The organism is uncultured Caldilinea sp., assembly GCF_937128415.1.
Classification (GTDB): domain Bacteria; phylum Chloroflexota; class Anaerolineae; order Caldilineales; family Caldilineaceae; genus Caldilinea.
Genome location: NZ_CAKZMJ010000065.1, coordinates 65,358 through 85,116, shown reverse-complemented (window position 1 = coordinate 85,116; position 19,759 = coordinate 65,358). Strand labels below are relative to the sequence as shown.

Sequence of the window (19,759 nt, the reverse complement as noted above, 5' to 3'; positions counted from 1 at the left end):
TGCGCCGCTCTTTTTTCGGTGTCTTCAACGTCTCAATTCTTGTCTTGCATTTTTACCTGCGCGGCGATGCCGGTATGATTGGCGCATGAACGCATTCAACTACCCTGAATCTAGCCGCATATTTGACCGGTTCGCCCGTTTTTACGATCAAGATTATCAGCATTACGACGACGACATCGAGGCAATTTTGACGCTGGCCGCCGAATGCGGCGACCCCATCTTGGATCTCGGATGCGGCACCGGACGCGTGCTGCTGCCGCTGGTGAAGGCCGGCTACGATGTCACCGGCGTCGACATCAGCCCCGCGCTGCTGGAGTGCGCCGCAAACAAACTCCGGCTGGCGGGGGTGAAGGCGCAGCTGGTGCAGGCCGATCTGCGCAGCTATGACCTTCCCGTCAAAACGTTTGCTTTCAGTTTTTGCACCAGCAACACCCTCATGCATTTCACCACGCCCACCGATCAAATTGCAGTGTTGCGCAATGCGGCGCGTCACCTGCGGCCCGGCGGCAAGCTGCTGATCGACCTCTTTAATCCCGATTTGCAACGGCTTTTCGCCGTCGATGGTCTCATGGAGCTGGCGGGTCGCTGGCAGGACGAAGAGAGCGGCGCCGAAGTGCTCAAATGGTGCGTGCGCAAAGTCGACCCGGCGGAGCAGCTTCAAGAGACGACTTTCATTTATGAAGAGATCTTTCCCGACGGTCGAACGCAGCGCACCCTTTGTCCGTTCACCCTGCGCTATCTCTGGCGCAGCGAGGCGGAGTTGATGGTGCAGGTCGCCGGCCTGCGCGTCGAAGAAGTGTGGGGGGACTTTGACGGGGCGCCGTACACCGGCGCCAGCGAGCATCTTATTCTGATCGCCGCCAAACCGGCTCGATAACCGATCACCACGTCAAAGCGAGGAGCGAGATGTCTGCACAACTGAATTTGCCCAAAGAGGCGCAGCGCACCTATGCCCGATTGTTGCCGCGGTTGGAGGCCGAATTCGCCGAGGCCATTGAAACAGACGCATGGAAAACCTTTCGCAGGCGACTAGACGCCCATTTCAACGATCTCTTTTTCCTGCTCTTTGAGCTATACGGGGATCGTTACGACTTCCTCTATCATCTGGAGCGCCTGCTGGCGGAGTCTGCGCGCGCCTGGCTGGAGCGACCGGAGGAGCTGAAGGCGCTCGATGCACAGCGCGAGCGCGATCCCCTCTGGTATCAGTCGGAGAAGATGTTGGGCGGGGTCTATTATGTCGATCTCTTCGCCGGCGACCTGCAAGGAATGCGCGCCAAAATTCCCTACTTCAAAGAGCTGGGGCTGACCTATCTTCACCTGATGCCGCTGTTCAAGGCGCCGGAAGGCGACAACGACGGCGGCTACGCCGTGAGCGATTACCGCCAGGTCGATCCTCGCCTGGGCACGGTGGAAGATTTGCGCCTGCTGGCGACGGAGCTGCGGCGGGAAGGCATCAGCCTGGTGCTGGATTTCATTTTTAACCACACGTCGGACGAGCATCGCTGGGCGCTGGCCGCCCAGGCGGGCGATGAGGACTACGCCGAGTACTATTTTCTCTTCCCCGACCGCACCATGCCCGATCTGTATGACCGCACGCTGCGCGAAATTTTTCCGGACCAGCATCCCGGCTGTTTCACCTATCGTCCAGACATGCAGCGCTGGGTGTGGACGACCTTTAACTCGTTCCAGTGGGATTTGAACTACCACAATCCGGCGGTTTTTCGCGATATGGCGGCGGAGATGCTCTTTCTGGCCAACGTCGGCGCTGAAGTGCTGCGGCTAGACGCGCTGGCCTTCACATGGAAGGAACTGGGCACCAACTGTGAAAACTTGCCGAAGGCGCATACGCTGGTGCGCGCCTTCAACGCCGTCGTGCGCATCGCTGCGCCCAGCCTGGTGTTCAAGTCGGAGGCGATCGTTCACCCCGATGAGGTGGTGCGCTATATCCATGCCAAGGAATGTCAGCTCTCCTACAACCCGCTCCTGATGGCGTTGCTCTGGAACAGCCTGGCGACGCGCGAGGTGCGTCTGCTCCGTCATTCTATGAGCTACCGCTTCGCCATCCCGGAAGATTGCGCCTGGGTCAACTACATCCGCTGCCATGACGACATCGGCTGGACCTTTGACGACGGCGATGCAGCTGCTTTAGGGATCAACGGCTACGACCACCGCCGTTTTCTCAACGCCTTTTACACGGGGCGCTTCCCGGGGAGCTTTGCGCGGGGCTTGCCCTTCCAGGAAAACCCGCGCACCGGCGACGCGCGCATCTCAGGCACGCTGGCTTCGCTGGCCGGACTGGAGGCGGCGCTGCATTCCGCAAACCCGGCCGAGATTGACCTGGCGGTGCGTCGCATTTTACTGCTCAACGCCATCATCCTCAGCATCGGCGGCGTTCCCCTGATCTACCTGGGAGATGAAGTCGGCGTGCTCAACGATTACAGCTACGTCGAGGACCCGGCCAAAGCCGGGGACAGCCGCTGGGTGCATCGCCCGCGCATCGACTGGGAGCAGATGGCGCGACGCCACGATCCAACGACGATCGAAGGGCGTATCTACAGCGGGCTGCGCCACCTGATCGAGGTGCGCAAGGCGACCCCCGCCTTCGCCGGCAACCGCATGAAGGTCATTCATCTGGGCAACGACCATGTGTTCGCCTACCTGCGCACCGGCTCCCATGGAGATCGCGTGCTGGTCATTGCGAATTTCACCGAACACACGCAGCCCATTCCCGCCAACGAGGTGCGCCTGTATGGAGCAGGCTACCATTTCTGCGATCTGATCAGCGGCCAGGAACTGACGCTGGCTGCGGAAACAGTGGTCCTGGCTCCCTATCAGGTGTTGTGGCTGGTGGATTGACGGCCTTGTACAAAGATGATGCGGATCGCGGCTTTGGCAAATCATCGTCCATCGAATTTAGACAAAGCTGTGATCCGGCGGTGCAGGCGATGGGCAAACCATTTGCTGTCGAGTTTCAAAGCTGTTGCAAAGCCGGCAAGGAGTTGAACAGAGGTTGGTTTTGTCCAGGAAAAGCAAAAGCGTCATGACCAACGGCGCCGATCGCCAAGAAGATGGCGCCTTCCCATCTTCCAGGAAGCCTGAAGCTTCCTGGAAGATGTTTTCTCGCTAGCGGCTCAACACTCGCTGTAGCCGCACACGGCGCACTTGCGGCATCCTTCGACGTTCAGGAAGCTCGCCTCGCCGCACTCCGGACAGATGTCGCCGATCGGTTTGGCGGCGATCGGCAACGCCAGTTGCTCGGCCTGCGGCTTCTCCTCGGCGGGGGGCAGCTCGCTGAGATGCTCGGCCAACACCTGGGCGATGCCGTCGGGCAGCGAACGCACGCGATTGGCGCCGAAGCCTAACGGTCGCCCGCCGCCGATGCCCGCCAGCTCGTCGATCACCCAGCGCAGGCGCTCGGAAGGCGGCAACGCGCCCGGCATGCGCAGAATCAGGCTAATCAGCCGCCCCATCGCCTCGCTCACCGCCATCACTTCCGTGCCGGCCTTGCCGACGTTCAAAAAGACCTCGAACGGTTCATTGTGTTCGTCGCTGTTCACGGTGACGTAGGCTGTGCCCAGCGGCGTCTCCTTGCGATAGGTGGCCCCGTGGAGTTTGGCGGGGCGCGGTCGTTTGATCATGGCGTGGCGAAATTCGAGCACCCCGTGCCCTGCATCGCCCTCCGCCTGTCCATTGGCGTAATGGCCGTTGGCGGCGAGCGCCGTTTCGGTTCCGCTCGCCGGCTCCTCCTTCTTTTTTTGCTTCGTGGCTTTCGTCTCCAGCACCACCTGCTCGCGACTGCCGGTGACGTAGACGGTCAACCCCTTGCAGCCCGTCTCCCACGCCAACATGTACGCCTTGGCCACATCCTCTTCGGTGGCGCCTTCCGGGAAGTTGCAGGTGTTATGATTGCACAGGCCATTGGCGATAAAGGCATGTCCTTCCGGCACGCTAAGGTCGAAGACCTCGTTGAAACCGACCTCGACGCCCTGAACTTGAACGTAGACCTTGCTCTCGTCATCCTGAGCAAAGAACGCCTCTGCAACCGGGTGGAAGGCCCCGCTCTGGCGCAGATGTGAATAGATGCGACGGGCGTCGCTGCGCTCCAGGCGGTGTCCTTGCAGTAAATTGACTCGCCCCCGTTGATACGCCCTGGCTTCCAAGACATCCTCCAGATGGTAGATGGACGCCAGGCTCACCGACGCCGTCTGCTTCATCTCTTCAAGGCAATGCGTGACGAAAGCCGGCAGCAGACGGCTGTAGTTGCGGAAGCGCTGCACGCGACCTACATTGCGCCGCGCCATCCGTTCGTTTTTCCAGACCTCCACAAAGCCGATCAGATCGGCCAGACGCTCCAGCTCGCCTCCCTGCACGGTCAACGACCAGGCGCGCTCTGCGCTTCGACGCACAGTGGCGACGACGCCTGCGTTCAACAGCAACACCTGCAACTGGCGGATCAACTTTGAGCTGGCCAGGGTGACGCCGAACAATTTGCCGTCCTGCGTCAAGAAGCCATCCAGCATCAAACCGCGCAGGAAGGCGCTCACCTCGGCTCGGCTGCTGCGAAGGATGCAACCCGGCACGATTTTGTGTTCTGCGCCGGCGCGCAGCCCCAGATCGACCAGAAGCCAGTGGCGAAGGCTGCGGGCGTTGATTTGCAGCGTATGCACGTCGTTGCGGACATCTTTGAAGACTTGACCGGAAACCCCCCAGAGCGTTTCGGCGATTCTGTTCAGCTCCGCCAAAAGCGCAGCGTCGTTGTTGCTAATGACCACGCCGTTCTGCGTGATGGCGCCGTCGGCCGTCAGACATCCCAGGAAGAACGCAAGTTCTTCGGACATCCGGCTTGGGAAGCGGATGGGATGGCTGTTTGTGCGCAGCGCACCGCTGAAGGGCGGCAGCGCTGCGCCTGCTTTGCCGAACCGCTCCTGTCCGCTGTAGAGGATGACGACGTCGCCAATGCGCAGCGCATCGAGCGCTTTGAAGACGACCTCGCCGGATGACTCCAGGACATGCACGCGATGGTTCGGCGTGCCCTCGATCTCGAAGCCATACTCCAGTTTCACTTTGCGCGTTTCACGCATGCCGCCGTAATAAAACTGGTCGGTGCGTCGCACACCCTCCGGGCTCACAACCCTGATATCGAGAGATGTGAACTGGTCAGGGAGACGCGCTTCGGCCAGCTCCTCGATCGGCGTCAATCCATCTTCGGTGAGCACCAATGTATCGCCAACCACGCACTTGGAGATGCTGTTATCGGTGAAAGCCTGGATGGCGGCCTGCATCAGGACGTGCTCCTCCGCCGTGATGTCGCTGCTGACGACAAAGGTGTGGCGAATGTGCTCGGGCAGCTCGTCCAGCGCCTGGCAGGAGCCATAGGTGGCGACGTAATGCTTGATGCGCGTCTTGTCCGCTTCGCTGAGGTCGGTGGCGTCCAGCGCCTGCTCAAAGAGTGGGCTGGTGTAGACCAGCTCGACGTCGTTGTCGCCGTCCTTGAAGTGGCGGATGTAGCCGAGCGCAAAGACCGGCTCACAGCCGTAGCCCTCGCAGCCGACGACAGTGGCGATCGTGCCGGTCGGCGCCACGGTCGTCTGCGCAGCGTTGCGGATGCCGTGCTCTTCCAGGCCGCGCACGATGCGCTGCCAGTCCAGCGCCGGGCGCCCCCAGTCGCGCGTGAAGGGGCGCAGCGGCTTGGGCGGCTGCCACGCCATGCCGCCGGGACGATCCTTATCGTAGATGCTTCCCTCGAACGCCGGGAAACGACCGCGCTCCGCCGCCAGCTCGATGCTGCGCTGCATGGCGTGGTAGCGCACGAACTCCATGATCTGCGCGGCGAACTCCTGCCCTTCCTCGCTGCCGTAGCGGACGCCGAGCTTGTACATGATGTCGCCCAATCCCATGATGCCCAGGCCGATGCGTCGCGCCCGGTAGGCGGCCTCCGCCACCTGCGGCACTGCGGGCACGTAGGCGTTGGCGCTGACGACGTTGTCGAGGAAATGGGTGCTCTCGCGGATCGTGCGTTCAAGCAACGCCCAATCGACGACGGGCGCGCCGTTGGCGTCGGTCGTCACGTGGTTGGCCAGGTTGATCGACCCCAGGCAGCAATTTTCGTAGGGGCCGAGCCACTGCTCACCGCACGGATTCGTCGCCTCTAGCTCATAGAGATGGGGCACCGGATTGGCGCGGTTGGCGGTGTCGATGAAAAGTGCGCCCGGCTCGCCGTTGTGATGGGCGAATTTGACGATCTTGGCGAAGAGGTCGCGAGCGCGCACGGTCTTCCAGACTTTGCCGTCGCGTGGGTTGCGCAGGTCGAAATCCTTGTCGTCGCGCACGGCGCGCATGAACTCGTCGGTGATCGCCACAGAGATGTTGAAGTTGCTGATCTTCCCCTCTTCCGCCTTGCATTCGATGAACTCTTCAATGTCCGGGTGATCGACGCGCAGCACGCCCATGTTGGCGCCGCGGCGACTGCCGCCCTGGGCAATCTCGCCGAAGGCCTGGTCATACACGCGCAGGAAGCCGACCGGCCCGGTGGCGCGACCGGCCGAGGTGTGCACGATGTCATTCTTGGGGCGCAGCCGGCTGAACGAAAAGCCGTTGCCGCCGCCGGTCTGCTGAATCAGCGCAGCGACGCGCAGCGTGCTGAAGATGCCGTCCTGCTCCTTGCCCATGTCGTCGGCGATGGGCAGCACGAAACAGGCGGCGAGCTGGCCAAGCGGCGTGCCCGCGCCCGTGAACGTCGGGCTGTTGGGAAAGAAGCGTCGCTCCGCCAGGAGATCGTAGAACGCCTTTGTGATTCCTTCGACATCTCCGCCGTGCTGACGCTCCACCTGGGCGATGTGATAGGCGACGCGATAGAACATGCCCGCCGGCGTCTCCAGATAGGAGCCGTCGTAATCTCGACGCAGATAGCGTTTCTGCAACACTTTGATGCTGTTTTCGCTGAGCCGGATGGCGGCGTCGCTGACGTATTCCGGGCAAACGATGAACTGGCGCTGGCCTTTGACCGTTTCGATCACGGTGTACGCGCGTTGCGCCTGCGCCGCTTCGCTCGCATCCGTTATGGAATCTGTTGCACTAGGGAGCTTTTGGGACATAGATGCTGTCTCCTCCTAAATCAATCCGAATCAAACCTGAAAACAAGAGACAAAAATAATCCTGGCAACCTCCACCGCTCTTGCGAGCCAATCACCCTTCGATCGGGCGTCCGCTTCGGTGCAGACGTCGCCTGGCCAGTTTTCCTTTTCAAGTTTTACATCGCTGCAGATTGCGCTGGCTCGGGGGGCGTCGCCGATCGTCCCATCAGCCGGTCGATCTCGTTGCGCAGTTCATTCAGATCGTTGATGTCGAGATAAACGCTGGCGAAGCGGATATACGCCACCTGATCGACATGCGCAAGCTGATCCAACACCATGCTTCCGATCAATTTACTCGGCACCTCGGTGCGACCGACAGCCTGTAATGCTTCTGTGATCTGATCGACCATGGCTTCCATTGTTTCGCGCGTGATAGGGCGCTTGGTGGCTGCGATCTGAATGCCTGATAAGATTTTTTGACGATCAAACGGCTCGCGCCGCCCATCGCTTTTGATGACCAGCAAATTGGCCGCAACATGCTCGTAGGTGGTGAAGCGCTGCCCACATTGCTCGCACTGCCGCCTTCGACGAATGGCGTCGCCCGTCGTTCGAGTATCTATAACGCGATGGGCGTCGTGGCCGCAATGGGGACATTTCATATTTCTCTACAACATTTTGTGTAGTAATAAGAAAAATGCACGATATATTGTGTATTGCGAGAGAAAGTATAGCACACGTTTGGCGCGGCTGCAAATAACGCACGCGTGTTCTACCAGAGGAGGCCGATGCTGGCGGACTCAACAGCACAAAATTTTAAGGCTGGAGAGTCGGAAAACGGCGCGAAAGGGAAAGTGGAAAACCGATAGGTTCCTAATAACAGCGCCTTAACCTTGATCTGGTATAATGGCCGTGCAGCCGGAATCTTTCTACAACGTCAGGAGCCATCATGCCTTTCACCTCTCCCCCTGAATTTGACGAGAGCCGTTTCAACCGCATCGCCGCGCTCGCCCCTGCACTCGATGCATTCGCCGGCGACTACGTCTCGGCGGAGCGGCTGCCCGGCCTGGCCTATGGAATTGTGGCGGGCGGCAAGCTGGTGCACGTCGGCGGGGTCGGGCTGGCGGACAGGGAGGCGAACATCCCCGCCGGACCGGATGCGCTCTTTCGCATTGCGTCGATGACGAAGAGCGTCGCTGCGGTCGCCATCCTGCAGCTGCGCGACGCCGGGCTGCTGGCGCTCGATGACGCGGCCGAACGCTATGCGCCGGAGCTGGAGACGCTCCGCTATCCGACTGCAGACTCGCCGCGCCTGACGTTGCGGCGCCTGCTGACGATGACCGCCGGCTGGCCGGAGGACAATCCCTGGGGCGATCGCCAGCTGGCGCTGGATGATGTTGCGTTTTCGAGGCTGCTGGCGCAAGGGGTCTCGTTCGCAGCTGCGCCCGGCGCTCAATTTGAATACTCCAACCTGGCCTACATGGTGTTGGGACGCGTGGTGCATCGGGTGAGCGGGCTGCCGTTTCAAGAATACGTCACCCGGCGCATCCTTCGTCCCCTGGGCATGGTCGATGCATGTTGGAATTGCGAGGAGGCCGGGCAACCCGTCGCCCGCGGCTACCGGTCGATGAACGGCGCGCCCCTCGAAGAGCCGCTGGCCTGGATGCGCTGTGAAGGAGACGCCGCCGCATTCGCCGGCCTGTATATGTCGGTGAGAGATCTGGCGCGCTGGGTGGCGTTCATGCTTTCGGCGTGGCCTCCGCGCGACGAGGAAGAGCACCCCGTGTTGCGACGCAGCTCGCTGCGCGAGATGCAACAATGCTCCGTGTTGCGCACACCGAAAACTGCTCCTGTCAAAATCGGCGAGCCGCTCCATTGCGAGACGGGTGGCTATGGGTATGGCTTGTTTGTGATGGAATCTTCGGACTTGGGGCGCGTCATCGGACATGGGGGCGGCCTGCCCGGGTTTGGTTCCCACATGGTGTGGCTACCTGAACGAGATGTCGGAGTGGCGGCGCTCGCCAATGTCACCTACGCCCCGGCGGCGCCTTTTGCCATGGCGCTCTTGCGGCGGCTTGTGAGGGAAGCGCAACTTCGACCACGCCCGACGCAACCTGCGGCGGCGCTGCTCAAGGCGCAGGCGGAGGTGAGCTGTCTGCTCCAACAGTGGGACGATGCGCTGGCCGATCGTCTGGTCGCAGAGAATTTTTTCCTCGATACGCCGCGCGAGGAATGGCGCCGCCAGGTGGAGACGCTGCGCAGCCGACACGGCGCGCTGCGCATTGACGGCGCCATTCGAGTCAACAACCCCCTGCGCGGGGAGTGGCGCATGACGGGCGAGCGCGGCTGGTGCAACGTCTGGGTGACGCTGGCGCCCACCGTTCCTCCCCGCGTGCAGCATCTGTCCGTCGAGTCGGTTTTGCCGCCAAACGAGACCATGCAGAAGACGTTGGAGCAGCTGCTGGAGGCCATCGCAGCGCCGACGATGCGCCGCATTTCCAGGCTGGCGGCGCCAGGCGTGGATCGCCGCGCCCTTCTCGACCATCTGCGCCTGGCGAACCTGCTCTACGGCCCTTGCTCGATGGAGGCGATCGTCAGGGGCGACGGCGTGGAACGCACCGTGGCGCAGTTGCATAGCCCGCGAGGCCGTCTGGAGGCTGAGGTTGCGATCGAGGCTCGCACCGGTAAGGTGCGTTTTCTGGAGCTGCGCGCCATGCAGTGAGTTCATGGGACGGGCAGTTGTCCAGCCGATGTCAGCGCCGGGTCAGCGAGCGAGTGTAAGGACGAGCTACAATGGGGGCGCAACATTCTAGATAGCGCCGTCTACAAACAAGGGGAGGCGAGCATAGCGATGAACGAGTACTGGATGTGGGGATGGATCGCGCTGGCGATTATTTTCATGATCGCCGAGTTGTTCACGTCGGGTTTCTTTTTGTTTTGTTTTGGCGTAGGCGCGGGCGTGGCGGCGCTCTCCGCCTATCTGGGGCTGGACCCCTTCCTGCAAATTTTTGTGTTCATCCTGGCTTCAGGCGTCGCCGTGCTGTCGACCCGTCCCATCGCCAGGCGGCTGACCGAGCGCACCCCAAACTTTGTGGCGAGCGACCGGGTCCTGAACAGGCCGGGGGTGGTGCTTATTGAGATTAACCCGCCGCTGGGCACCGGCATGGTGCGCGTCGACGCCGAGGAATGGCGAGCGGTGTCGGAGGACGGCGGCGTGATCCCGAAGGGCGCCATCATCCGAGTGCTGCGCATCGACGGCACGCGTCTTGTCGTCCGACCGGACCCGGCGCACACTTTGGCCGAGGATTGACGCATCGTGAAACGTTTCGTTTGGGTTCTATAGACAGGAGGCAACATGGAATTCGCACTGGTGGTGACTGTTCTAGGTCTGCTCTTGCTGCTGGTCTTCTTGCTGGCTGCAATGGGCATTCGCATCGTGGCGCCGTACGAGAAGGGCGTGGTAGAACGATTGGGACGCTATCTGCGCACTGCGCAGCCGGGGTTGAACTTTATCATCCCCTTCATCGACGTCATGCGCAAGGTGGATATGCGCGAGCAGGTGGTCGATGTGCAGCCCCAGGAAGTGATCACCAAAGACAACGTGGTCGTGACCGTGGATGCGATCGTCTACTATGAGGCGACCGATCCGGTGAAGCTGACCTACAACGTGGCCGATTTCTACAACGCCGCCACCAAGCTGGCGCAGACCAACCTGCGCAACGTAATCGGCGAGACAGAGTTGGATGAGGCGCTGACCTCGCGCGAGATGATCAACGCCAAGCTGCGCGCCGTGCTCGACGACGCCACCGACAAGTGGGGCGTGCGCGTCGTGCGCGTCGAGATCAAGCGCATCGATCCACCGGCGGACGTCACTGCAGCCATGCATCGGCAGATGAAAGCCGAACGCGACAAGCGCGCCCAAATTCTCGAGGCCGAAGGCACGCGCGCCGCACGCATCCTGCAGGCGGAGGGCGAAGCCGAGGCGGTTCGCCGCGTGGCGGACGCCGAACGCTACAAGCTCGAAGTGGAGGCGGCCGGCCAGGCCAACGCCATCACCACGGTCTTCAACGCCATCCGCAACGCCAACGCCGACGAGCGCGTGATCGCCATCCAATATCTGGAGGCGCTCAAGGTCGTCGCCAACGGCCAGGCGTCGAAGCTCTTCATCCCCTACGAGGCGACCGCCATCCTCGGCGCGCTGGGCACCATGCAGAACATCTTCGCCGGACAGTCGGAAAACGGCGCCGGGCCCGGAGAGAGTCAGAAGACGACGGCGACGCCTGCACGGCCGCCGCAGCCGCCGCTGCGGTAGAACCGTCGGCCACGCATGGCTGCGAGCTGCGCCTGCCAGATGGGAACGGGCTGGACAGGCGCAGCTCGCAGCGCGCACTCTCCGACTCATGGAGCCATCGATCGCATAAACAAAAAACGCAATACGCAACAACCTTTCATGTGAACTATGAATGCTTCAAGCGACATCCTCATCGTAGGCGGGGGCGTCTTTGGCGTCACCGCCGCCCTGGAGCTGCGACGTCGAGGCTACACTGTCACGTTGATCGACCCAGGCCCCATCCCTCACCCGCTGGCCGCATCTACGGACGTCAGCAAGGTGGTGCGCATGGAGTACGGCGCCGATCGCCAGTATCTGCATATGGCGGATCGTTCGATCGACGGCTTTTGGGCCTGGAATGAAGAATTTGGAGAAACTTTTTACCATAACACCGGCGTGCTGATGATGGCGCGTCAGCCCATGCAGCCGGGGGAGTATCTGTACGAGAGCTACCATGCGCTGATCGCAGAAGGCCACCGGCCAGAGCGCATGGACAGCGAGAAATTGCGCAGCCGCTTTCCGGCCTGGAATGCGGAGCGCTATGTGGACGGCTTTTTTTCCGCGCGCGGCGGCTATGTGGAGAGTGGGCGGCTGATGGCGGCGCTGCAACAGAAGGCGCAGAGGGAAGGCGTCCGCATCCACGAGGGACAGACCGCAGAGCGCTTCCTGAGCGAAGGGAATCGGGTGATTGGCGTGCGCACGCGCGAGGGGGAGACCTTCGCGGCGGACGCGACGCTCGTCGCCGCCGGCGCCTGGACGCATCACCTGCTGCCTGAGCTGGCGAGCGCAATCAAGGCGACCGGCCATCCGATCTTCCACCTCAAACCCCTCGATCCGACGCTTTTCGCCGTCCCTAAGCTGGTCACTTTCACCGCCGACGTTGAACACACGGGCTGGTATGGCTTCCCGCTCCTGCGCGAGGGCGTGGTCAAGGTGGCCAATCACGGCGTCGGCGTCGTCCTGCACGCCGAAAAGGATGAGCGCGTGGTCTATCCGGAGGACTTTGCCCGTCTGCGCGCGTTTCTGGCCGAGACCTTTCCGGCGCTGCTCGACGCCCAGATCGTCTACACCCGGCGCTGCCTCTACAGCGACACCCTCGACGGCCATTTCTGGATCGATTATCATCCGGAGCGGCAGGGCTTGATCGTCGCCGCCGGCGGCTCCGGCCATGCCTTTAAGTTCGCGCCGGTGCTCGGTCCGCTGACGGCGGATGTGGTGGAGCACAAATTCAACGCATGGGCGGAGCGTTTCCGCTGGCGCACATTCGGCGCAGACGTCGCTTTCCAGGAGGCGTCGCGCTATCAGGCAAAGGAGCGATAACCATGGAGCATCGACAGCTTGGCGCATCCGGCTTCAAGGTGCCTGTGCTGAGCTTCGGCACGGCGACGTTCGGCGGCCGCGGCGAATTCTTCGGCGCCTGGGGAGCCACGGACGTCGCCGAGGCCAAACGACTGGTGGACATCTGTCTGGAGGCCGGCCTCACCATGTTCGATTCGGCGGACGTCTATTCCGCCGGCGCTGCGGAGGAGATTTTGGGGCAGGCGATCCGCGGGCGTCGCGACCAGGTGATTATTTCCACCAAAGGGACGTTCCGCAGCGGGCCGGGGCCGAACGACGTCGGCTCCTCGCGCTATCACCTGATCCGCTCGGTGGAGGGTAGTTTGCGCCGCCTGGGAACGGATTTTATCGACCTCTATCAGCTCCATGGCTTCGACGCGGTGACGCCCGTCGAGGAGGTGCTGCAGACGCTCGACGACCTGGTGCGCGCCGGCAAAATTCGCTACATCGGCTGCTCCAACTTCTCCGGCTGGCATCTGATGAAGTCGCTGGCCGTCTCGGAAAAGTACGGCCTGGCGCGCTATGTGGCGCATCAGGCCTATTATTCGCTGATCGGCCGCGATTATGAGTGGGAGCTGATGCCGCTCGCGCTCGATCAGAAGGTGAGCGCCGTGGTGTGGAGCCCGCTGGGCTGGGGGCGCTTGACCGGCAAAATTCGTCGCGGCTCGCCGCTGCCGGAGGTGAGCCGGCTGCGCAGCCAGGTGGCGAAGGCGGGCGGCCCGCCGGTCGACGACGAATATCTCTTTCGCGTAGTCGATGCGCTGGATGAAATCGCACAGGAGACGGGGAAGAGCATCCCGCAGATCGCCATCAACTGGCTGTTGCAGCGCCCCTCCGTGGCGACCGTGATCATCGGCGCGCGCACCGAGGAGCAGCTGCGCGAGAACCTTGGCGCCGTCGGCTGGTCGCTGACGCCGGAGCAGATCGCCCGTCTCGACGCTGCCAGCGAGGTGACGCCGCCCTATCCCTACTGGCATCAGCGCGGCTTCAAGGAGCGCAATCCGCCGCCGGTGTGAGGGCGAAATCAATTCAGCTCCGGATAGAGCACCCTGCCGCTTTCCCGGTCCACCCAGCGAATCTTGTCCGCCGGGAAACGCAGCCAAAGCTCCTGATCGGGCGCCACCTCGAAGGAGGGATGGGTGGAGACTTTGACGATGTTGGCGCCGATCTTGACCGTGAGGAGATTTTGCGCGCCGAGCGGCTCCACCACCAGCACCCGCACCTTGAGCGCATCGTCGGCGGGTGCAGCCAGCGCCTCCATATTTTCGGCGCGGATGCCGATCACGATGGGCTTGCCGTCGTAGCCGCGCAGCAGCGGCTCCATGAGCGGATGCGGCCTTAACTTGAAATCGCCGATGGCGACCTCCACTGCGCCGTCGCGGCGCTGCACCTGGGCGTCGAGGAAGTTCATCGGCGGGTTGCCGATGAAACCGCCCACAAAGTCGGTCGCCGGCCGGTCGTAGACCACGGTCGGATGGTCGCACTGGAGAATCTTCCCTTCACGCATCACGGCGATGCGGTCGCCCATGCTCAGCGCTTCGATCTGATCGTGCGTTACGTAGATGGTGGTCGCCTTGATCTCCGCAAGCAGGCGCTTGAGTTCGGCGCGCATCTCCAGCCGCAGCAGCGCGTCGAGGTTGCTGAGCGGCTCGTCCATCAGCAGCACCTGCGACTTCATGGCGATGGCGCGCGCCACGGCTACGCGCTGGCGTTGACCGCCGCTCAGCTTAGAGGGATAGCGATCCAACATCGTTTCGATGTGCAGCAGCTCGGCGGCCTCGCGCACGCGACGGTCGATCTCAGCCTTATCGAACTTGTTCATCTTGAGGCCGAAAGCGATGTTGTCGTAGACGTTCATGTGGGGAAAGATGGCGTAGCTCTGAAAGACCATCGAGATGCCGCGCTTGCGAGGCGGCAGATAGGTGACGTCGCGGTCGCCGATGCAGATGCGACCGCTGTCGGCCATGCCCAACCCGGCCACCGCGCGCAGCAGCGTCGTCTTGCCGCAGCCGCTCGGGCCCAGCAGCACCATGAACTCCTGATCTTCCACGATCAACGTCACGTTGTCGACGGCGACGAAGTTGCCGAACTTTTTCGTTACATTCTCGATTCGGATTGCAGCCATCGATTGGTCTCCACAGCCATTCTTTTCGGCAGCGACTATTTGGAAATCTGTCCCCACATGTTGAAGAGATACCGGCGAATCAGAAAGATGAAGATCAGCGCCGGAATCATCATGAAAAATGCGCCGGCGAACTGATAGGGCTCGGACGACTGGTTGAGCGTCGCCAGCACCTGGGCGGGCAGCGTGCGATTGCGCACCGTCAGAATGCTGGCGGCGAAGACCTCGTTCCACGACATCACAAAGGTGAAGATGGCCGAGGCCGCAATCCCCGGCGCCACCAGCGGCAACACGACGGAGCGAAAAGCCTGCAGAGGCGTGCACCCATAGACCTGCGCCGCCTCCTCCAGCTCGTAGGGGATGCTGGCGAAGACGCTGCCGATCACGAGGATGGTCGTGGGCAGCGTCAGCGCTGTGTGCATCAGCGCCAGGCTGTAGACGCTGTCATAGATGCCGACGTTGATGAAGACCACCGCCAACGGGATCGCCAGGATCACCACCGGGAAGGCGCGCACGGCCAGGATCGAGAGACGATAAAAGTCGCGGCCCGGAAAGAGAAAGCGCGAAATGGCGTAGCCGGCCGGCGCGGCGATGACTGTGGAGAGCGCCAACGTGATGAGCGCCACCACGACGCTGTTGATCAGCCCGGGGATGATGCCCTGCGAGGTCAGGAAAAACTGCATGGTGTCGAACGAAAAGGGAATGAAGGGCAGCACGCCCTTCGGGAAGGTGCGCACCGTCGCCGGCGTCGTCAGCGCCATCGAGGCAATGAACCAGATCGGCGCCAGCACCCACAGACAGAGCGCGAGCGCCAGCAGATAGACGAACCCGCGCTGAATGCGGTGACGCAGCAGCGCGCGCTGACGCACGCGCAACATTTCTTCGGAGGCCTGCACCGGCGCAGCGGCGATGTTTCCGGTCACACTCATTCTTGCATCTCCTCATGGCTGCGCACCATGCGCAGATAGACGGCGGCGCTGAACATCGACAACAACAGGATCAGGGCGGCGTAAGCTGCAGCGACATTGACGTTGCGCAGCGTGTAATATTGCCGATAGGCCTCGTTGGCCAACACCGTGACGACGTCGCCGCCGCTCAGCGCAATCACCACGGCGAAGACCTGCAAGGCCAGGATCGTGCGCAAAATCAACGCCACCTGCAGACTCGGCTTCAGCATCGGCAGGATGACGTAGCGGACGCGCTTCCACAAATTGGCCCCGAAGAGGTCGGCGGCCTCCAGAATTTCATGCGAGATCGCCTGCAGCCCCGCCACCACGATCACCATGACGAGGGCGGTGGCGCGCCAGATCTCCGCCAGCCAGATGGCGACGATGATCCAATGGCGCGTGTCGGCGGTGAGGTAGGGGATCGGCGCCGCCAGCCAGCCCAGGCTGACGAGGATGCTGTTCAAATAGCCGTTCTGGGTGAAGATGGCGTACCAGACGATGCCCACCGCCAGCTCCGAGACGCCGAGCGCAATCGCAAAGACATAGAGAAAGAAGGTGTTGCCGCGCAACTGCTGTTGAATGATCAGCGCCATGATGATGGCCAACACGAACTGCACCGGGATGATGATCGCCATCAGCAACAGCGTCGTCCACAAGGCGGGCCAGAAGAAGCGGTCGTTGATCATCGAGCGGAGATAGCGCAGCGTCAGCTCGCCTGCGTCCCCGCGGTCGATGCGGCCGCGCACGTTGTCGCCGAAGACCTGCACATAGCGCGAGGGCGCCCATCCCTCGATCGCGGCGCCGTCGCGCTCCCCGCGCACCAGGTACCACAGCTCCAGGATCGTCTGACGCTCGATGGCGACGACCGCATTGGATTCGATGCGGCCCACCACATCGCTGACGACGCTTGGCTCGGCGTAGACAGTGGTCAAGGGGTCGCTGCCGCCGATGCGGGGGCGGATCGTGCCGAGGGTGGGAGCGCCCGCTGCGTCCGTCTCACGCACGCGCACGCGCGCCTCCGGCGCCCATCCCTCCACGGTTCGCCCGTCGGCGCTTTCGCCCCGGATGTAGAACCACACCTCGGTGCGCAGGTTGCTCTGCCCCAGATCGTCCGGATCGACCGTGTTGCCCCGTCGCTCCACCACCTCGATCGGCGCCCCACGCGGCAGCCAATCGCTCACGGGGCTGCGCAGCGTGGCCTCCGCCCGCAGCTGCAGACGTGCGTCGCCGTCCCAGATCGAAAGCGTCAACGCCTGCACCATCGGCCAGGCAAAAAAGAGCGCCAGATAGATCACGGAAGGGAGAATCAGCCAGTATGGCGTCAGGTTGAGGCGTTTTTTCATGGCGGCTCCTCTAGTGCGTGTTGCGTGCTGCGCGCCCTCTGACGCAACACGCAACACGCTTCATCCCTACTGCACCTGGCAGGGGCCGTCGCTCGGCGGGTCGGGCGCCCAGCACGGCGCGCCGGTCTCATCCAGCAACGCCTGGAGATTGGCGCCTTCTTCGTTGAGCACCGTGCGGATGTCCTCGCCGTTGAGCACGACGCGGTCGAAGGCGTTGCGGAAGATCTGGTTGATCTCGCCGCCGCGCGCCCCCAGACCGACCGGCAGCAGCGCCGGCAGCGCGTTGGGCGCATTGCTCTGCGCAGCGACCGCCGCCGCTTCGATGGCGATGCCCGGCGGCAGATCGGAAGTGTCGACGCCCGCCACGACCGGGAAGAAGCCCAGCTCCTTCAGCACCCTGCCCTGCACCTCGGGGCGGGTGAGATACTCAATCAGGGCCGCTGCGCCTTCGGGGTTCCTGGCATGCGCCGGAATGCCCAGACCCACGATCACAGGCATAAAGCCCAGGCCATAGGGGCCGGAGGGCGCCGGGAAGCCGATGAACGCTTCCGGATCGCTGTTGAATGCATCCAGCAGGCGGGCGGTGTGGTCGAAGGCCACCCACACTTCACCGGAAAGCAGCGGCTCTTGCATGAACGAGTAGTTGATCGACTGCGGGTTGATGTAAGGCCAGAGTGCGTCGCGCATCCATTCCAGCATTGCGGCCGCGTCGTCGTTCTTGAATGTTGTCACCATGCCGCCGGTCCACGAAGGCCATGCATAGCCCTGCAGGAAGCGATGGAAGAGGCCGGCGTGGGGCAAACCGCATTTGGGGCCGCCCGTACCCTCGGCCAGCGCCTTGCACCACTCGCCGAATTGCTCCCAGGTCAGCGCGCCCACGTCGGCGCCTTCTGGGAGAAATTCCAGCGCATCGACGTGGGCGGCCATGATGTAGGTCGCCTGCATCCACGGAATGTAGTAGAGGAAATCCTCAGTGCCGAGCAGGCCGGTCTCCAGGAAGGCCTGCACAAACTCGCGATCCGCCATCAGGTCTTCGGCGATGTCGATCATGTTCATCAGCGCGTCGGCGCGTTGGAGCGGGGGAAAGGTGCCGTGCAGCGCGCCGATCACGTCGATCTCGGAGACGCCGGACTGCGCGCCCGCCAACACCACGTCGATCAGCGGACCTTCTTCAGAGGCGGTGAAATCGAAACCGCCGTCTCGTAAGATGGCGCGAAACTTTTCCTGCTCCTCGACCGGCGCAAACTGGGTCGAGAAAAAGACGACTTCGCCTACGGCAGGCGCAGCGACCGCCTCCTCAGCCGGCGCTGCAGTCGCCGTTTCAGCGGGCCCTTCTTCGGCGGGCGCCTCCGTCGCCGCAGGCGCGACCGGCGCCGGCGCTGCGGGAACGCAGGCTGCGAAGAGCAACGCCACAACCACGAACAAGCCGAGAGTTCGCATTTTTGCGGACATACTTCATGCTCCTTTCATGAAAGTACAGCGATAAGCGTTGCGATTGTTTTTTCTGACGCACACGATTGGAAGGACGTGTGCGTCGCCGAAACCCTCGTCAAACAGGACGATGAAGCGCTTGGGCGCTCTCATGCAGGCGCCGGCCCGCTCGAGCCTCTGACCACCAGCGACGGTTGGTAGATGAACTGACGCTCCTCCAGGGGCGCTTTGTCGATCAACTTAAGCAACATTTGCGCCACCCGGCGACCAAATTCCTGCGCCGGCAGGTGAACCGTGGTCAACGCCGGATGCACATATTCGGTCAGCGGAATGTCGTCGAAGCCGGTGATGCTCACATCGCGGCCCACGGTGAGCCCGCGCGATTGCGCCTCGTGCATGGCGCCCAACGCCAGCAGATCGTTGGCGGCGACGATGGCCGTCGGCGGCTGCGGCAGGTCAAGCAGATAGGCCGCAGCCTGGCGTCCGGAACGCTGCCGAAAGTGCGTCTCCACGAAAAGCTCCGGATGGAAAGGCAGCCGGTTGCGTTCCAGCCCCTGGCGAAAGCCCGTCATGCGATGATACGCCTTGGTCAAAAAGAGCGGTTCGGAGATATAGGCGATGCGCCGATGGCCGAGCGAGGCCAGATGATCGACCACCAAAGCAATGCCGGCGGCGCCGTCTTCATCCACGAAACAGAAATCGTTGTTCTCCTCCGTGCGGCCATAGGCCACAAAGGGCGCACCCTGCTCGCGCAGCAGGTGGATGCGGCTATCGTTGCGCTGGGTGCGCACGACGATGAAACCATCCGTGCGCCGGCTGCGAATTTGCTTGAGATAGAGCGCCTCCACATCTTCTTCCGCGCCGGCTGTGACCAGGAGATCGATGTGCTGTTCGGCCACTGCTTCGACTACGCCGTTGAGAAATTCGGCGAAAAAGGGATCGGAAAAGCGCACCTGGGCGTGCGCGGGCGAGATCAACGAAACGGCGCCGGCGCGGCGTCGACGCAAATTGAGAGCAATGGCGCTCGGCTCGTATCCCAGCTCGCGCGCCACGCGCTGCACCTCTGCACGGGTTTCCGGGCTGATGTCGGCGTGATTCCCCAACGCGCGCGAGACGGTCGGCACCGACTTGCCCACGCGCCGGGCGATGTCCTTCAACGTGACAGGCATGGGCGTTGC

At 62.6% G+C, this 19,759-nt stretch carries 14 protein-coding genes; 7 read left to right on the top strand and 7 right to left on the bottom strand.

Annotated elements, in window-relative coordinates; genetic code table 11:
* Positions 1 to 85 precede the first annotated feature (85 nt).
* Together Q0367_RS10400 and Q0367_RS10395 are read left to right on the top strand one after the other, a co-directional pair.
* Positions 86 to 877 carry a class I SAM-dependent methyltransferase gene (locus Q0367_RS10400; protein WP_297633656.1) on the top strand — a complete coding sequence of 264 codons (792 nt, stop codon included), beginning with the start codon at positions 86 to 88 and terminating at the stop codon, positions 875 to 877.
* 29 nt (positions 878 to 906) lie between these two features.
* Positions 907 to 2,856 (top strand): alpha-amylase family glycosyl hydrolase, encoded by a 1,950-nt coding sequence (locus tag Q0367_RS10395; RefSeq protein WP_297633658.1) that lies wholly within the window; start codon positions 907 to 909, stop codon positions 2,854 to 2,856.
* A 275-nt stretch (positions 2,857 to 3,131) separates the two neighbouring features.
* Here the strand turns inward: Q0367_RS10395 and Q0367_RS10390 are convergent, their stop codons facing one another.
* Together Q0367_RS10390 and nrdR are read right to left on the bottom strand one after the other, a co-directional pair.
* Entirely contained in the window at positions 3,132 to 7,094 is a 3,963-nt protein-coding gene (locus Q0367_RS10390; protein ID WP_297633662.1) for an adenosylcobalamin-dependent ribonucleoside-diphosphate reductase, read from the bottom strand.
* A 155-nt stretch (positions 7,095 to 7,249) separates the two neighbouring features.
* Positions 7,250 to 7,732, bottom strand: a complete 483-nt coding sequence (nrdR, locus tag Q0367_RS10385) for a transcriptional regulator NrdR (RefSeq protein ID WP_297633664.1) — start codon at positions 7,730 to 7,732, stop codon at positions 7,250 to 7,252.
* Between the two features lie 287 nt (positions 7,733 to 8,019).
* Here nrdR and Q0367_RS10380 point away from each other — a divergent pair, with 287 nt between their 5' ends.
* The 5 genes from Q0367_RS10380 to Q0367_RS10360 all read left to right on the top strand — a co-directional run bounded on the left by Q0367_RS10380 (position 8,020) and on the right by Q0367_RS10360 (position 13,754).
* Positions 8,020 to 9,792: a serine hydrolase gene (locus tag Q0367_RS10380; RefSeq protein WP_298982099.1), complete on the top strand. Its 1,773-nt coding sequence runs from the start codon at positions 8,020 to 8,022 to the stop codon at positions 9,790 to 9,792.
* A 129-nt stretch (positions 9,793 to 9,921) separates the two neighbouring features.
* Positions 9,922 to 10,380 (top strand): NfeD family protein, encoded by a 459-nt coding sequence (locus tag Q0367_RS10375; protein WP_297633668.1) that lies wholly within the window; start codon positions 9,922 to 9,924, stop codon positions 10,378 to 10,380.
* Positions 10,381 to 10,425: 45 nt separating this feature from the next.
* Positions 10,426 to 11,382 carry an SPFH domain-containing protein gene (locus tag Q0367_RS10370; RefSeq protein WP_297633669.1) on the top strand — a complete coding sequence of 319 codons (957 nt, stop codon included), beginning with the start codon at positions 10,426 to 10,428 and terminating at the stop codon, positions 11,380 to 11,382.
* Positions 11,383 to 11,529: 147 nt separating this feature from the next.
* A complete protein-coding gene (locus Q0367_RS10365) occupies positions 11,530 to 12,720 on the top strand; it encodes an FAD-binding oxidoreductase (RefSeq protein WP_297633671.1) in 1,191 nt (396 codons plus the stop codon).
* A 2-nt stretch (positions 12,721 to 12,722) separates the two neighbouring features.
* Positions 12,723 to 13,754: an aldo/keto reductase gene (locus Q0367_RS10360; protein ID WP_297633673.1), complete on the top strand. Its 1,032-nt coding sequence runs from the start codon at positions 12,723 to 12,725 to the stop codon at positions 13,752 to 13,754.
* A gap of 8 nt (positions 13,755 to 13,762) precedes the next feature.
* Here the strand turns inward: Q0367_RS10360 and Q0367_RS10355 are convergent, their stop codons facing one another.
* From Q0367_RS10355 to Q0367_RS10335, 5 genes are all read right to left on the bottom strand, one after another.
* Positions 13,763 to 14,863: an ABC transporter ATP-binding protein gene (locus Q0367_RS10355; protein WP_297633675.1), complete on the bottom strand. Its 1,101-nt coding sequence runs from the start codon at positions 14,861 to 14,863 to the stop codon at positions 13,763 to 13,765.
* A 35-nt stretch (positions 14,864 to 14,898) separates the two neighbouring features.
* Positions 14,899 to 15,789, bottom strand: coding sequence for a carbohydrate ABC transporter permease (locus Q0367_RS10350; RefSeq protein WP_297633677.1), 891 nt, complete (start codon positions 15,787 to 15,789; stop codon positions 14,899 to 14,901).
* Positions 15,786 to 17,150: an ABC transporter permease subunit gene (locus Q0367_RS10345; protein ID WP_298982094.1), complete on the bottom strand. Its 1,365-nt coding sequence runs from the start codon at positions 17,148 to 17,150 to the stop codon at positions 15,786 to 15,788. Before Q0367_RS10345 ends, Q0367_RS10350 begins: the two co-directional genes overlap by 4 nt.
* 66 nt (positions 17,151 to 17,216) lie before the next feature.
* Complete coding sequence (locus Q0367_RS10340) at positions 17,217 to 18,602, bottom strand: ABC transporter substrate-binding protein (RefSeq protein WP_298982093.1); 1,386 nt, start codon at positions 18,600 to 18,602, stop codon at positions 17,217 to 17,219.
* Between the two features lie 128 nt (positions 18,603 to 18,730).
* Positions 18,731 to 19,750 carry a LacI family DNA-binding transcriptional regulator gene (locus tag Q0367_RS10335; protein ID WP_297633682.1) on the bottom strand — a complete coding sequence of 340 codons (1,020 nt, stop codon included), beginning with the start codon at positions 19,748 to 19,750 and terminating at the stop codon, positions 18,731 to 18,733.
* Between the last annotated feature and the right edge of the window lie 9 nt (positions 19,751 to 19,759).